The sequence below is a fragment of the Marinobacter sp. genome (genome assembly GCF_014859525.1).
In the GTDB taxonomy this organism is placed as follows: domain Bacteria; phylum Pseudomonadota; class Gammaproteobacteria; order Pseudomonadales; family Oleiphilaceae; genus Marinobacter.
In genome coordinates this window covers 1-12,525 of the sequence record NZ_JACUUB010000035.1, presented here as the reverse complement: position 1 = coordinate 12,525, position 12,525 = coordinate 1, and the positions used below count along the sequence as shown (strand labels likewise).

General features: G+C 56.9%; 13 protein-coding genes. 5 read left to right on the top strand and 8 right to left on the bottom strand.

All coding sequences use genetic code 11. The features are described from left to right. Nucleotides 1-2 precede the first annotated feature (2 nt). The 4 genes from argB to coaBC form a co-directional block, all read right to left on the bottom strand. On the bottom strand, nt 3-899 hold the full coding sequence (gene argB / locus IBX51_RS09000) for an acetylglutamate kinase (protein ID WP_291830829.1): 897 nt from the start codon (nt 897-899) through the stop codon (nt 3-5). Nucleotides 900-938: 39 nt separating this feature from the next. Beyond that, entirely contained in the window at nt 939-3,578 is a 2,640-nt protein-coding gene (locus IBX51_RS08995) for a phosphomannomutase/phosphoglucomutase (RefSeq protein ID WP_291830828.1), read from the bottom strand. A gap of 87 nt (nt 3,579-3,665) precedes the next feature. After that, entirely contained in the window at nt 3,666-4,127 is a 462-nt protein-coding gene (gene dut, locus IBX51_RS08990; protein ID WP_291830827.1) for a dUTP diphosphatase, read from the bottom strand. After that, nucleotides 4,127-5,338 carry a bifunctional phosphopantothenoylcysteine decarboxylase/phosphopantothenate--cysteine ligase CoaBC gene (coaBC, locus tag IBX51_RS08985; protein WP_291830826.1) on the bottom strand — a complete coding sequence of 404 codons (1,212 nt, stop codon included), beginning with the start codon at nt 5,336-5,338 and terminating at the stop codon, nt 4,127-4,129. Before coaBC ends, dut begins: the two co-directional genes overlap by 1 nt. 178 nt (nt 5,339-5,516) lie before the next feature. Between coaBC and radC the strand changes: the two genes are divergently transcribed. The 3 genes from radC (at nt 5,517) to rpmG (ending at nt 6,812) form a co-directional block, all read left to right on the top strand. Further along, complete coding sequence (radC, locus tag IBX51_RS08980; protein WP_291830825.1) at nt 5,517-6,191, top strand: DNA repair protein RadC; 675 nt, start codon at nt 5,517-5,519, stop codon at nt 6,189-6,191. 217 nt (nt 6,192-6,408) lie between these two features. Beyond that, on the top strand, nt 6,409-6,645 hold the full coding sequence (gene rpmB / locus IBX51_RS08975; protein ID WP_058091504.1) for a 50S ribosomal protein L28: 237 nt from the start codon (nt 6,409-6,411) through the stop codon (nt 6,643-6,645). 11 nt (nt 6,646-6,656) lie between these two features. After that, on the top strand, nt 6,657-6,812 hold the full coding sequence (gene rpmG / locus IBX51_RS08970) for a 50S ribosomal protein L33 (protein ID WP_007153739.1): 156 nt from the start codon (nt 6,657-6,659) through the stop codon (nt 6,810-6,812). 63 nt (nt 6,813-6,875) lie between these two features. Here rpmG and IBX51_RS08965 read toward each other — a convergent pair whose 3' ends face one another. The 3 genes from IBX51_RS08965 to IBX51_RS08955 form a co-directional block, all read right to left on the bottom strand. Further along, entirely contained in the window at nt 6,876-7,736 is an 861-nt protein-coding gene (locus IBX51_RS08965) for an endonuclease/exonuclease/phosphatase family protein (protein ID WP_291830824.1), read from the bottom strand. Between the two features lie 53 nt (nt 7,737-7,789). Then, nucleotides 7,790-8,425 carry a thiol:disulfide interchange protein DsbA/DsbL gene (locus IBX51_RS08960; RefSeq protein ID WP_291830823.1) on the bottom strand — a complete coding sequence of 212 codons (636 nt, stop codon included), beginning with the start codon at nt 8,423-8,425 and terminating at the stop codon, nt 7,790-7,792. Between the two features lie 159 nt (nt 8,426-8,584). Continuing rightward, nucleotides 8,585-9,193, bottom strand: coding sequence for a c-type cytochrome (locus IBX51_RS08955; RefSeq protein ID WP_291830822.1), 609 nt, complete (start codon nt 9,191-9,193; stop codon nt 8,585-8,587). 182 nt (nt 9,194-9,375) lie between these two features. On the opposite strand from IBX51_RS08955, the gene yihA reads away from it, so the two are divergent. After that, nucleotides 9,376-10,017 carry a ribosome biogenesis GTP-binding protein YihA/YsxC gene (yihA, locus tag IBX51_RS08950; protein ID WP_291830821.1) on the top strand — a complete coding sequence of 214 codons (642 nt, stop codon included), beginning with the start codon at nt 9,376-9,378 and terminating at the stop codon, nt 10,015-10,017. A gap of 167 nt (nt 10,018-10,184) precedes the next feature. Here the strand turns inward: yihA and IBX51_RS08945 are convergent, their stop codons facing one another. Then, nucleotides 10,185-10,883 (bottom strand): TetR/AcrR family transcriptional regulator, encoded by a 699-nt coding sequence (locus tag IBX51_RS08945; protein WP_291830820.1) that lies wholly within the window; start codon nt 10,881-10,883, stop codon nt 10,185-10,187. Between the two features lie 176 nt (nt 10,884-11,059). Here IBX51_RS08945 and IBX51_RS08940 point away from each other — a divergent pair, with 176 nt between their 5' ends. Next, the gene (locus tag IBX51_RS08940; RefSeq protein ID WP_291830819.1) at nt 11,060-12,505 is read left to right on the top strand and encodes a coniferyl aldehyde dehydrogenase; all 1,446 of its coding nucleotides are present in this window, start codon (nt 11,060-11,062) and stop codon (nt 12,503-12,505) included. The last annotated feature ends 20 nt before the right edge of the window (nt 12,506-12,525 follow it).

The following is a 12,525-nucleotide window of genomic DNA, read 5'->3' as shown; positions in this document are numbered from 1 at the left end:
AATCAGTTTCGGGAGATCAGGGTACCCACACCCTCATCGGTAAAGATTTCAAGCAAACAGGCATGGGCAACACGGCCATCAATGATGTGTGACGTGCGTACACCATTCTCCACCGCACTCAAAGCGCAGCGAATCTTGGGCAACATGCCACCGTGAATGGTGCCGTCTTCAATCAGGTCGTTAACCTGCTGTGCCGTGAGCCCGGTCAGAACCTTGTCGTCTTTGCTCTTCAGGCCAGACACATTGGTCAACAGCATCAGCTTTTCGGCCTTCATGGCCTCGGCCACCTTGCCAGCCACCAGATCGGCGTTGATGTTGTACGAAGCGCCATCCGGCCCGACACCAATCGGCGCGATCACCGGGATCACATTGCTGCGGGTGAGCATGTCGATCACATCCACATTCACGCTGGCCACTTCACCGACGTGGCCGATGTCGATGATTTCCGGGCGCTCCAGTTCCGGTGAGCGGTTCACCACTTCCAGCTTGCGGGCGCGGATCAGGTTGGCATCCTTTCCGGTCAGGCCGATCGCAGTGCCACCCTGAGCGTTGATCAGAGACACGATCTGTTTGTTAACCTGGCCGCCAAGCACCATCTCCACCACGTCCATGGTGGCCGAGTCCGTCACCCGCATGCCATTGACGAAACGGGACTGGATGTTGAGCCGCTCCAGCAGCTCACCAATCTGGGGCCCCCCGCCGTGGACGACGATGGGGTTAATGCCCACCAGCTTCATCAGTACCACATCGCGGGCGAAGCTGCTTTTCAGCTCTTCGTTCTCCATGGCATTACCGCCGTACTTGATGACGACGGTCTTGCCAGTAAACCGTTGGATATAGGGCAGGCCGCGGCTCAGTACCGAGGCCACCTGCATTGCTGTTTCACGATCCAGCGCCATGGTGATGTGTTATTCCTTACTGTCAGAAAATGAGTCTTCTCAGAAATCCGCAACGAGATCCGGAGCGGCTTTGGTTAATTGCTCCCGGAACACCATTTTAATCCGTTCCAGTGCGTCTTCGGTTTCGGCTTCAAAGCGCAGCACCAGAACCGGCGTGGTATTAGAGGCACGACACAGGCCCCAGCCATCAGCGTAGTCCACCCGAATACCGTCGATGGTGCTGATGCTGCCGTCGCCAAACTCGCCCAACTGGCCAAGGCGCTCAATGATCGCGAACTTCTCGCTCTCCGTCACCTCGACATTCAGCTCAGGGGTGCTGATATCTTCCGGGAAGTCATTGAAAACATCCTCACTGTGGCGATCTTCAATGCCCAGAATCTCAAGCAGTCGGGCGGCCGAGTATAAGCCGTCATCGAATCCGTACCAGCGCTCACCGAAAAAGATGTGGCCGCTCATCTCACCGGCCAGCAGGGCACCGCTTTCTTTCATTTTTGCCTTCATCAGCGAATGCCCGGACTTCCACATGAGCGGGCGACCGCCGGCCTCAGAGATCACGCCGGCCAGGCGACGACTGCATTTTACGTCATAGAGAACGTCCGCCCCCGGGTTGCGAGACACCACATCCCGGGCAAACAGCATCAACAACCGATCAGGCCAGATGATTTTGCCGGTGTTGGTAACCACACCCAGGCGGTCACCGTCTCCGTCAAACGCCAGACCGATGTCGGCCCCGGTTTCCTGAACCTTGGCGATCAGGTCCTGCAGGTTGGCAGGTTTGCCCGGGTCAGGGTGATGGTTCGGGAAGTCGCCGTCGATCTCACAGTACAAGGGCGTGACTTCACAGCCCAGTTCCTCAATCAATATCGGGCCTAGCTCGCCAGCGATACCGTTACCGGCATCCACTACCACTTTTAGCGGCGCGGCCACAGCGATATCACCGACAATCCGGTCCAGGTAGGCACGGCGTACGTCTTCTCTCGACTGGGCGCCCCGGCCCGACGTAAAGTCGGCGGTCTGGATGCGATGATACAGCGCCTGGATCGCCTCACCAGACAGAGTTTCTCCGCCCAGCATGATTTTGAGGCCGTTGTAATTAGCCGGATTATGGCTACCCGTCACCATCACCCCGGAACCCGTCTGCAAATGGTGTGTGGCGAAGTACAGCACCGGTGTCGGCACAGCTCCCACATGAATCACATCACAGCCGGTGGCCATGACGCCTCTGGCCAGCGCATCGGCCAGCTCGGGGCTGGAATGGCGGCCATCATAGCCAATGCAAAGTGAACTCACGCCACGACTGGAGGCCTCTGAACCAATGGCCCGACCAATAATTTCGACCACCTCGGCCGACAGCGTTTCGCCGACAATGCCCCGGATGTCATAGGCCCGGAAGATTTCCGGCGAGACATCAACCGAAGGCAACATCGTTTCTTCAACGTCCGGGATGTCTTCATCAAACAGGGAGTCCTCAGACCCACCAAAGCCCAGAACATCCTCATCACCGTCCAACATATCAATGTCGGGTACATCCTTGTCCTGGAACAAGGGCTCTTCGGCTGGCGCTGTCGCGCCCTTGGGTGAGCCAGAAGACGATTTCGGCCGGGCACTTTCGGCGGCCTTCGCCAGGCGTTTTTCAACCATCTGAGACAGTCGGTACAAGACTTCGCCGGTGGACGCCACCATATCCCACCGGAAGGTCGGCAGTTTAACCCGCTCTCCACCGAACACTTTGTGGGACCACTGGATCAGCAACGCTACGTCCTGACGAATGGCTCGCTGCGCACCGCTGAGCAGCATCCAGACCACCACCGCAGCAACCAGCGCCGGCACTCCGATCAGCAGCGCCATGACCAGTGGATCGATCAGAGAAGCCGGCGCGAACGCCGGTTGATAAACCACCGACCAGTCCGGATTCAGTAACGTTCTGGCCTCGGCAGGACCGGAACCACGACCGGAGCTGACCACCGTACGGGAAGCGCCAGAAGCCGCCTGTTGCAACGACAGCTGCCCGCCCAACTGGCCGTTGGCGACCGACAGCCGTGACTGCAGATGCGCGGCGTCGTAGACCGCCAACACACTGCCCACCACCGCGTTACTGACCGGATGCCGTACCGGGGCGGCAAACTGAAGATACCACTGGTCATTCCGTGGAAAAGCGTCCGGCAGCAGTGACTGGCCATTCTCAGCACGTCGAGCTAGTTCAAGGCCGGCAAAACCCAACAGGTTGTCATTGTTTCCCGTCCGGGGAATCGCCCGATAACGGAACACAAACACCGCCTCGGCTCCCGGCAAGGCCGCCTGCAGCTGACGAGACAATGCGTCAAAGTCACCCTGCTCCGATAACTGGTTAGCCACATAGCGCTGGCTGGCCAAGGCACGCACCTGCTCCTGCTGGGCGGCGAAATATTGATTCAGTCGTTGCTGGGCGCTATCCGCCTCAACCACACGGGCTTGCTGATAGCTGCGCTCGGCAGCCGGTTCCACTACCAGAAAATGCAGCAACAACACCGCCACCACACCAGCCAGAACAACAGCCAGCGCTTGATTCATAGCCACCGAGTTGAGTTGCTTGAGGCCGGTGCCTGCGGATTCTGCGGTCCGCTTGCCACCTTTACCGGATTTCTTTTTGGCCTTGTCGTCTGCCACCGGTTCCTGGGCTTTCTTTTTACCGAATTTCATAGTGCTTCCCGCATTTATTGTTACGTCCCGGACAATCGGTTATCCGCAAAGTATAGACGCCGGTCTGCTGAAACGCTGCCGGCTGGCTCAGCTGATACCTGTTGAGCCAAAGCCGCCATCGCCCCGCACACTGGCATCAAACTCCGAGACAACCTCAAAATCCGCCTGCACCACCGGCACCAGCACCAGCTGCGCAATCCGTTCACCCACATCGATGGTGAATGGGGTATGCCCCCGATTCCAGCAAGACACCATCAACTCACCCTGATAGTCGGAGTCGATCAACCCCACCAGATTACCAAGCACAATCCCATGTTTGTGGCCCAGGCCGCTGCGGGGAAGAATCATCGCCGCCAACGACGGGTCAGCAATGTGGACGGACAGCCCCGTTGGAATCAGGTGCGTCTCCCCGGGTGCGATGGTCAGTGCTTGCTTGAGTCCTGCCCGCAGATCCAGGCCTGCAGAGCCCTCAGTTGCGTATTCCGGGAACGGAATCACACCACCGATACGATCATCCAGAATTCTTACCTGCAGTTTTTTTCGATTCATCAGTTCCCGACCTTCTTCGAGTGTTCGGCAATCAGCGCCACCAAATGCGCGGCAATGGCGTGTTTGCTGTCCGGGCCCATAGCCTGCCGACCTTCCGGCCAGAACACCGTGACGGCGTTTTGGTCGCTGTTGAAGCCAAGCCCCGGGGCGGAGACATCGTTGGCGACGATCATGTTGAGCTTTTTGCGTTGCAGTTTATCGGTGGCATAGCGCGCCACGTCGGTCGTCTCAGCGGCAAAGCCCACGGTAAACGGCGCATCTGGCCTGGCAGCGATGGTGGCCAGCGTGTCCGGATTACGTACCAACGCCAGAGACATCGCATCGCTGGTTTTCTTGATCTTGTCGCCGGCACAGGACTCCGGCCGGTAATCCGCCACCGCAGCCGTGGCGATAAAGATATCGCAGCCCTCACCGACCGCGCGCTCCGATTCTCGCAGCATGTCTTCCGCGGTCACTACCGAACGCACTTCAACACCTTTGGGCGCCGTCAGGTTAACGGGGCCGCTGATGATGGTCACCCGGGCCCCGGCCTGGGCCGCCGCGCCAGCAATGGCATAGCCCATTTTTCCGGAGCTGTGATTGGAAATGTAACGGACCGGATCAATCGGCTCACGGGTTGGGCCTGCGGTAACCACCAATCGCTGGCCAGCGAGAGCGCCTTCTGCTTGTTTACCAAACACTTGCTGTACACGCTCTGCAAGCGTCGCGGGCTCGAGCATTCGGCCCGGACCGGTATCACCACACGCCTGTTCACCCTGATCAGGGCCCCAGATGGAAATCTGTGGATCATCGGTCAGCAGCTGCATATTGCGCTGGGTCCGGTGATTCTTCCACATGGCCTGATTCATCGCCGGGGCCACAACGATCGGCGCCTCGGTGGCACAGCACACTGTGGTTAGCAGATCGTCGGCCATGCCTTGGGCCAGGCGAGCAATAAAGTCCGCCGAGGCCGGCGCAATCAGCACCCGATCGGCCCACTTGGCCAATTCGATATGACCCATTCCGGCTTCCGCCTCCGGGTCCAGTAACGAGGTACGCACCGGCTCGCCACTGAGCGCCTGGAAGGTCAGGGGCGTCATGAAGGCTTCTGCACCCGGGGTCATCACAACCCGCACCTCATACCCGGCTTTTTTCAGCAACCGAACCAGTTCAGCACTCTTGTAAGCAGCAATGCCGCCGGTGATTCCCAGCAGAATTCGTTTGGCAGCCATGGGGGCTCCGTATTCCCGTAAAATGAAAGAGTTATAAGATAGCACGCCCGTGCCCGGCAGGCAGCCTGTACCGCCATCCGTTCGTTTACCAAATGTTACTTTTTAGAGTAACCTTTGTAATTCTGAGAACCCGGTGCGGGATGCACCGTCACTTTACCCATCTGCAAGGAAGCACACCATGAACAACTCTGCCTGGCCCGCCGATGAACGGCCCCGAGAGCGCCTGCTTGCCCACGGGCCTGAGGCGCTGTCTGACGCCGAATTACTCGCGATATTCCTGCGCACCGGCACTACCGGCCTGCCGGTTATGGAGCTGGCCCGACAACTGGTCAGCGACTTTTCCGGCCTGCGCGGCCTGATGACCGCTTCTCGCCGGCAATTTTGCGAGGTTAAAGGCCTGGGAACCGCCAAATATGCCCAGGTACAGGCCGCTATGGAAATGGCACGACGGGTGATGGACGAACCATTACGACAGGGCGATCCACTGCGATCTCCGGCCGATACCCGGCGATTTCTCACCAGTCGCCTGGGCACCTATCCTCACGAAGTCTTCGCGGGGCTGTTTCTCGATAATCGACATCGGGTGATCCAATATCGCGAATTGTTCAGGGGCACCATTGATGGCGCCGCCGTCTATCCCCGGGAGGTGGTGAGGCAAGCCCTGGAGGATAACGCGGCTGCGGTTATTTTTGCTCACAACCACCCATCCGGCGTCGCCGAACCCAGTCAGGCCGACATTTCATTAACCCGTCGATTAAAAGAAGCCCTCGGATTGGTCGATATCAGGGTTCTTGACCATATGGTTATTGGTCACGGTGAGGTAATATCCCTCGCTGAACGAGGATTGATGTAGCTGCCCTGGAGATGACCCCGGCAAACTGGACAAAATCCCAACAATTTTTTGCGTTGGCTGGCCAGTTCTGGTATAAAAGCGTCCCTTTCTGGCGGCGTCTGGCGAGCAGCGCTCAGTTTGTAGGCGTGAACCTGGGCAGTTATTGCCCTTGTGCAACCAGAGACGCATTAAATAACGAATTCGTATAGATAGACCATTGCTCAGGTCGGAGGCAAGTATGTCCAGAGTTTGTCAGGTTACCGGTAAGCGTCCGGTCACTGGTAACAACGTATCGCACGCGATGAATCACACTCGTCGTCGTTTTCTGCCGAATCTGCAGAACCACCGCTTCTGGGTTGAGACCGAGAAGCGTTTCGTGAAGCTGCGCGTATCCACAAAGGGCATGCGCATCATCGACAAAAAAGGCATTGACGCTGTGCTGGCCGATCTTCGTGCCCGCGGCGAGAAAGTATAAGGAACCGCATCATGCGTGAGAAAATCAAGCTGGTATCTTCAGCAGGCACTGGTCACTTCTACACGACCAACAAGAACAAGCGTAACACTCCGGAAAAAATCGAGATCAAAAAGTACGATCCGGTTGTCCGTAAGCACGTTGCGTACAAGGAAGCCAAGATCAAGTAATTGATCCTGCCTCCACAAAAAAACCCGGCCAGTGAGCCGGGTTTTTTTGTATATTCGAATAACTTAATAGGCTTCGAGGTAGCCTTTGGGTAACGCAATATCCATTGCGATCGGCAGATGATCCGACACCGGATAGCTGACCACTTCCGCACGACGGATCTCCAGCGAGGGGCTGACCAGAATATGATCCAACGCCTTTTCCGGCCGCCAGCTCGGGAAGCTGTGCGCCGTTCCGGGCAACGGAATCAAGCCACTCTCCTTTAACGGCGTTTGCGTCAGAAGCTGCTCGGCATGGGCGTTCATATCGCCCATCAACACCACGTGCTGATAGTCAGAAATCAGATCACGAATATAGCCCAGCTGCCTCTGCTGTGCCGACTTGTTAAGCGACAGGTGCATCTGCACCAGTATCAGCGGATCGTCCGTCGCTCCGTAGCGCGCAATAATGGCGCCACGCCCCGGAATCAGGCCCGGCAACTTGTACTCCGTCACATCCAGCGGCCGGTAACGACTCAACAGGCCGTTGCTGTGCTGGGCTATGTGCCCCATATTGCGGTTCAACTGCTGGTACCAGTAGGGAATACCGGCCGCTTCAGCCAGATACTGGACCTGATTGATATAGCCACTGCGCAGACTGCCACCATCGCACTCCTGCAAGGCCACCACATCGTACTGACGAAGCAGGGTCGCAATACGGTCCAGGTTCTCGATGCGCCGGCGATTAGGCAAGAAATGCTGCCAACTGCGGGTCAGATAGTGATGATAAGACGACGTGTTGATGCCCACCTGGATATTGAAGGTGAGCAACCGGATGTGACGGTGAGCCTCAAACTCGGGCACATGTTCGCTGCCCGAGCTGGACCCACGAGGGCCGTCCTGCCCTTTCAGGATTCCATTGAGCTGACTTCTGATCCGCTTATACATAGCCAGGGATTCCCACGCCGAGACTGAACGCGCCCATCCGCGACCGGCTTCGCTTAGCGGGCCGCAGCACTTTCCTGCGCAACCAGATAATCGAGAATGTCCAGAACGGCTTCGTGACCACCGGCCATCGAAGCGCTGACCACATACTTACCATTAACCAGCATAGTCGGCGTGCCTGTAATGCGCGCACCACGAATCTTTGCTTGAGCCTGCTGTACCCGGGCCCGAACACCAAAACTCCGATAATTGTTCAGAAACTCCTCGGCGTCCACGCCGTACCCGCTGACAAAATCGGCCAGAGCTTCTGGTGTATTCAGCGGCCGACGCTCACCGGCCAGGGCCGTGTACAACGCATCATGCACTTTATCCAGCTCGTCCATGGCTTCGAGCGCGTAGAAGGCGTAGGCATGGGGCTCCCAGCTCTGGCCCAACGCGGCCGGCAGCTTTACAAAGTTGACGTTATCCGGCGCTTGCCCACTCCAGGACTCAATCAGGGGCTTAAACGCGTAGCAGTGAGGGCAGCCATACCAAAACACCTCAGCAACCTCGACGCCACTGTCAGAGGCGGTGCGAACCGGATTTTCCAGCGTGCGGTAATGTGTGCCGTCTCGCCAGGATTGAGCCTGAGCAAGCGCACCGAAAGTCATTGAAACGACCAAAACTACAATTGTGCCTAGAGTTCTTATCATCGGGGATCTCCGAGTCCTGGATTCTGTTTATCAGAAAGATTATGACCCGGCAACGCTGAAAAGTTCCACTGCCGGTGCAAGAGGAATAATTACGGAAAGGTAAGTAGCAAAAACCCCGCTAAGGCGGGGCTTTTGTTATGTCCAACTGCGAACCCGGATTCAGTTCAGGCCAGAAACGTAGTTAGCCAGCGCTTTGATCTCGGCATCGTTCAGTCTTGACGCAACATCCATCATGATCGCTGCATTCGCGCCGGCGGCACGCTCACCATCACGATAGGCTTTCAGTTGCTTCTCAACATACGCTGCATTCTGACCGCCGAGTGCCGGGTAACCGGCAGGCTCATTACCCGAGCCATTCGGGCTGTGACAGCCAGCGCAGGACGCCACGCCTGTCGCCATATTGCCACCCCGGTACAGCGCCTGACCGCGCTCGACCAGCTCCGGGTCAGCCTGAGCTACCACCATGTCCTGCTCATTGTAATAAGCAGCCAGGTCCCAGAGGTCCTGATCAGACATATTATCCAGCAGGCCGGTCATCTCCGCGATCGGACGATCTCCGGTTTTGATATCCACCAACTGCCGGTACAGATACTTTTCACCAATACCCGACAACTTCGGATACACAGCCATAATCGGTTTGCCACCGCCCTCGCCATGACAAGCCGCGCATACCGCTGCGTTCTGTTCACCTGCTGCTGGATCTCCTGCCCCGTGAGCCATTGCTGTTAGGCCAACTCCGAGAACAACTCCTGCGATCAGTCTTTTCATGCTCGCTCCGCTTCTCTCATCTTTGTATCTTGAAAGTATTCTTTGTGGTCCAGCCGGCAGGCACTGAACGATCTGCCTCAAAACCGGGACTAACAGTGGCAGCGCGCAGCGCCCCACTTGAATTTGGTGTAGCATTATACATTAATCGCCGATAACTGAAATCCAAAGGAACACCAACCGTCGTGGACTCTGACCTGACCCCCAAAAGCGTTTCCTTCAACAGTGCTCGATTTTTGATCAGCGCCTCCCGGCTGGACGAGTGCCCGCCAGACATCGGAGCCGAGGTTGCCTTTGCCGGACGCTCCAATGCTGGCAAGTCCAGCGCCTTGAATGCCATCACTGTCAACGGCAAACTGGCCCGCACCAGCAAAACCCCCGGTCGCACCCGACTGATCAACTTTTTTACACTGAACAAAGAACATTGCCGCCTGGTTGACCTGCCCGGTTACGGTTATGCCAAAGTTTCGCGAGACATGAAAGACGACTGGCAAAAGCATCTGGGCCATTATCTGAACGACCGCCGCTGTCTTCGCGGCCTGGTGCTGGTTATGGACATTCGCCATCCGCTCACCGATTTCGACCAAATGATGGTGGAATGGTGCGAACATAACAACCTGCCCTTGATGATTCTTGCCACCAAAGCTGACAAGCTCAAGTTTGGCCAGGCCAAGACCGCCATGCTGGGAATCGCCAAAAAATTAAAAAGCTATCAGTGCGTGGAACAACTGATCATGTTTTCCTCCACCTCCAAGCTGGGCCTCGACGATTGCCGTAACGCTCTGACGGAGTGGCTGGAAGCCCCGGAAGAAGACGCCCCCCTGTAATACGAAAAAACCGGCCTGCCATCAGGCAGACCGGCGAAACGTCAGGGTTTGCGACGTACCTGAGAACGCTCTCAGGAGACGCAGGGAATGTCCGGCTCCCTGCGTCACTTACTTTGAGCCGCGCTTTCACAAAAAGTTCAAAACTTGATCGATTTTTAACCAGATTATTATCTTGCCCCGCCCGCAACACTTGCCTGACGGACCACTTGATCTTGAGCAACCGGCAGCGTTGGCCGGTATTTTTCCCGCAGCACCAGCACCCGCTCCCGGTACTCCGGCGTCAGGTAGGGCAGCTCCAATGTCAGCACTTGGTAAATACCTTGTTTGAGCTCTGTGAGCGTCAGGTTCGACTGAGCATCGGCGGCGTGCGCTGTTTTCAGGAAGGCCATCCAGTTGGTGATGACCAGCCAGACATTGAGTGACATGGCGGAGCGCAGCTCCTCCGGCTGCGGCGCGATGATACCGCCCTCTGCTAACTTGCCGAAGATCCGGTCAATGGCCGCCAGGCAGCGGTTGGTAAACTCCCGGTAGTCCTGGCGCAATCTGGGATCGCTGTCGAGCAGGTACTCCAGATCCCGGTGAAAAAACCGGTAGCTCCACAGGCCATCAAATACCGACTCCAGATAAAACGTCAGGTCCTCCAGAGTGAGCCCGCGGTCTTCCGGAATATCCAGGTAGTAATCAACCAGCTTTTCATATTCCTGGAAAATATCGTAGATGATGTCCGACTTGTTGCGAAAGTGGTAATACAGGTTGCCCGGAGAGATCGCCAGGTGGGCGGCAATATGATTGGTGGTGATATTACGCTCACCCCGCTCGTTAAAAAGCTCCAGGCTGGATAGCAGAATCTTGTCTCTGGTTTTCATCGTCCCGCCGATGGTTGTTGTTATCTGCATCACGGATGGCCCAATGAGCCAACCGGCATTTCTTGACTGCCTAGAGTATATACTCTAATAATAGCCCCAAGCGCAAATCGACCAGATTTTGGCCAACCAAAAATGACAGGCTGCGGGAACTTGCCCACAGCCGATGGGAGAGAAACATGGGTGCCACCGTCGTCCAGCTCACCGAGAGCAAAAAGCAGATTCAACACACTCACCGCGTATTCGAAAATCAGAAGAAGGCCTTCCGGAGCAATCCAACGCCCTCTCTGACCGAGCGCAAGGAAAACCTGAAACGCCTCAAGCGCGCACTGCTGGCCCATCAGGATCGTCTGGTAGACGCCATTGATCGGGATTTCAGCTGCCGATCCAAAGACGAAACGTTGATTGCCGAGGTCATGCCCTCCATCCAGGGGATCAATTACTCACTAAATCACCTGAGCGACTGGATGAAGCCTTCCAAGCGCCATGTTTCGATGTTGTTCCAGCCTGCCAGCAATAAGGTGCATTACCAGCCCAAAGGTGTGGTCGGTGTCATCGTGCCCTGGAACTACCCGCTGTATCTGGCTGTTGGCCCGCTGGTGGCGTCTTTGGCGGCGGGTAACCGTACGATGATCAAGATGTCGGAATTCACCCCGCACACTTCGGCGCTGTTCAAGGAAATTATCGAGTCGATGTTCCCGGAAGATCTGGTCGCGGTGATCAATGGCGAAGCCGATGTGGCCGCGGACTTTTCCCAGCGCCCGTTTGATCACCTGTTGTTCACCGGCTCGACCACAGTCGGCAAGCTGGTGATGCGGGCAGCAGCCGAGAACCTGACACCGGTCACTCTGGAGCTGGGCGGCAAGTCGCCGGCCATTGTGTCACCAGATGTACCAATGGAAGATGCCGCCCAGCGCATTGCCTTTGGCAAGGCCTTCAATGCCGGCCAAACCTGTGTGGCGCCGGATTATGTTTTGTGCCCGGCGGATCGGGTGCAGGGGTTTGTCGATGAGTTCCGCGCCCGGTTTGCGGAGATGTACCCGACCCTCCGTGACAACGACGATTACACGGCGATCATTAATGACCGTCAGTATCAGCGCCTGCAAGGCTATCTGGACGATGCCCGGGCCAAGGGTGCGGAGCTGGTCGAGATCAATCCGGCCAATGAGAACATGAAGGATGGCACCCGCAAGATTCCGCTGACGCTGGTACTGAAGACGACGCCGGATATGAAGCTGATGCAGGATGAGATTTTCGGGCCGATCCTGCCGGTGGTCAGTTACGGCAATCTGGATGAGGCGATTCATTACATCAATGACCGGCCACGGCCGCTGGCGCTGTATTTCTTCGGCTACGACAAGTCGCATCAACAGCATGTGGTGGACAACACACTGTCTGGCGGCATGTGCATCAACGATGCGCTGATGCATGTGGCGCAGGACGATCTGCCCTTTGGCGGCATCGGGGATTCGGGCATGGGCCATTACCATGGCCGCGAAGGTTTCCTGACCTTTTCTCATCACCGGGCAATCTTTACCAAACAGAAGTTCAACAGCGGCAAGTATGTGTATGCGCCGCACGGAACGGCTGCCCATCGGATGGTTTATAAGCTGTTTATTCGCTGAGTTTCTGCACTCTGGCCTGT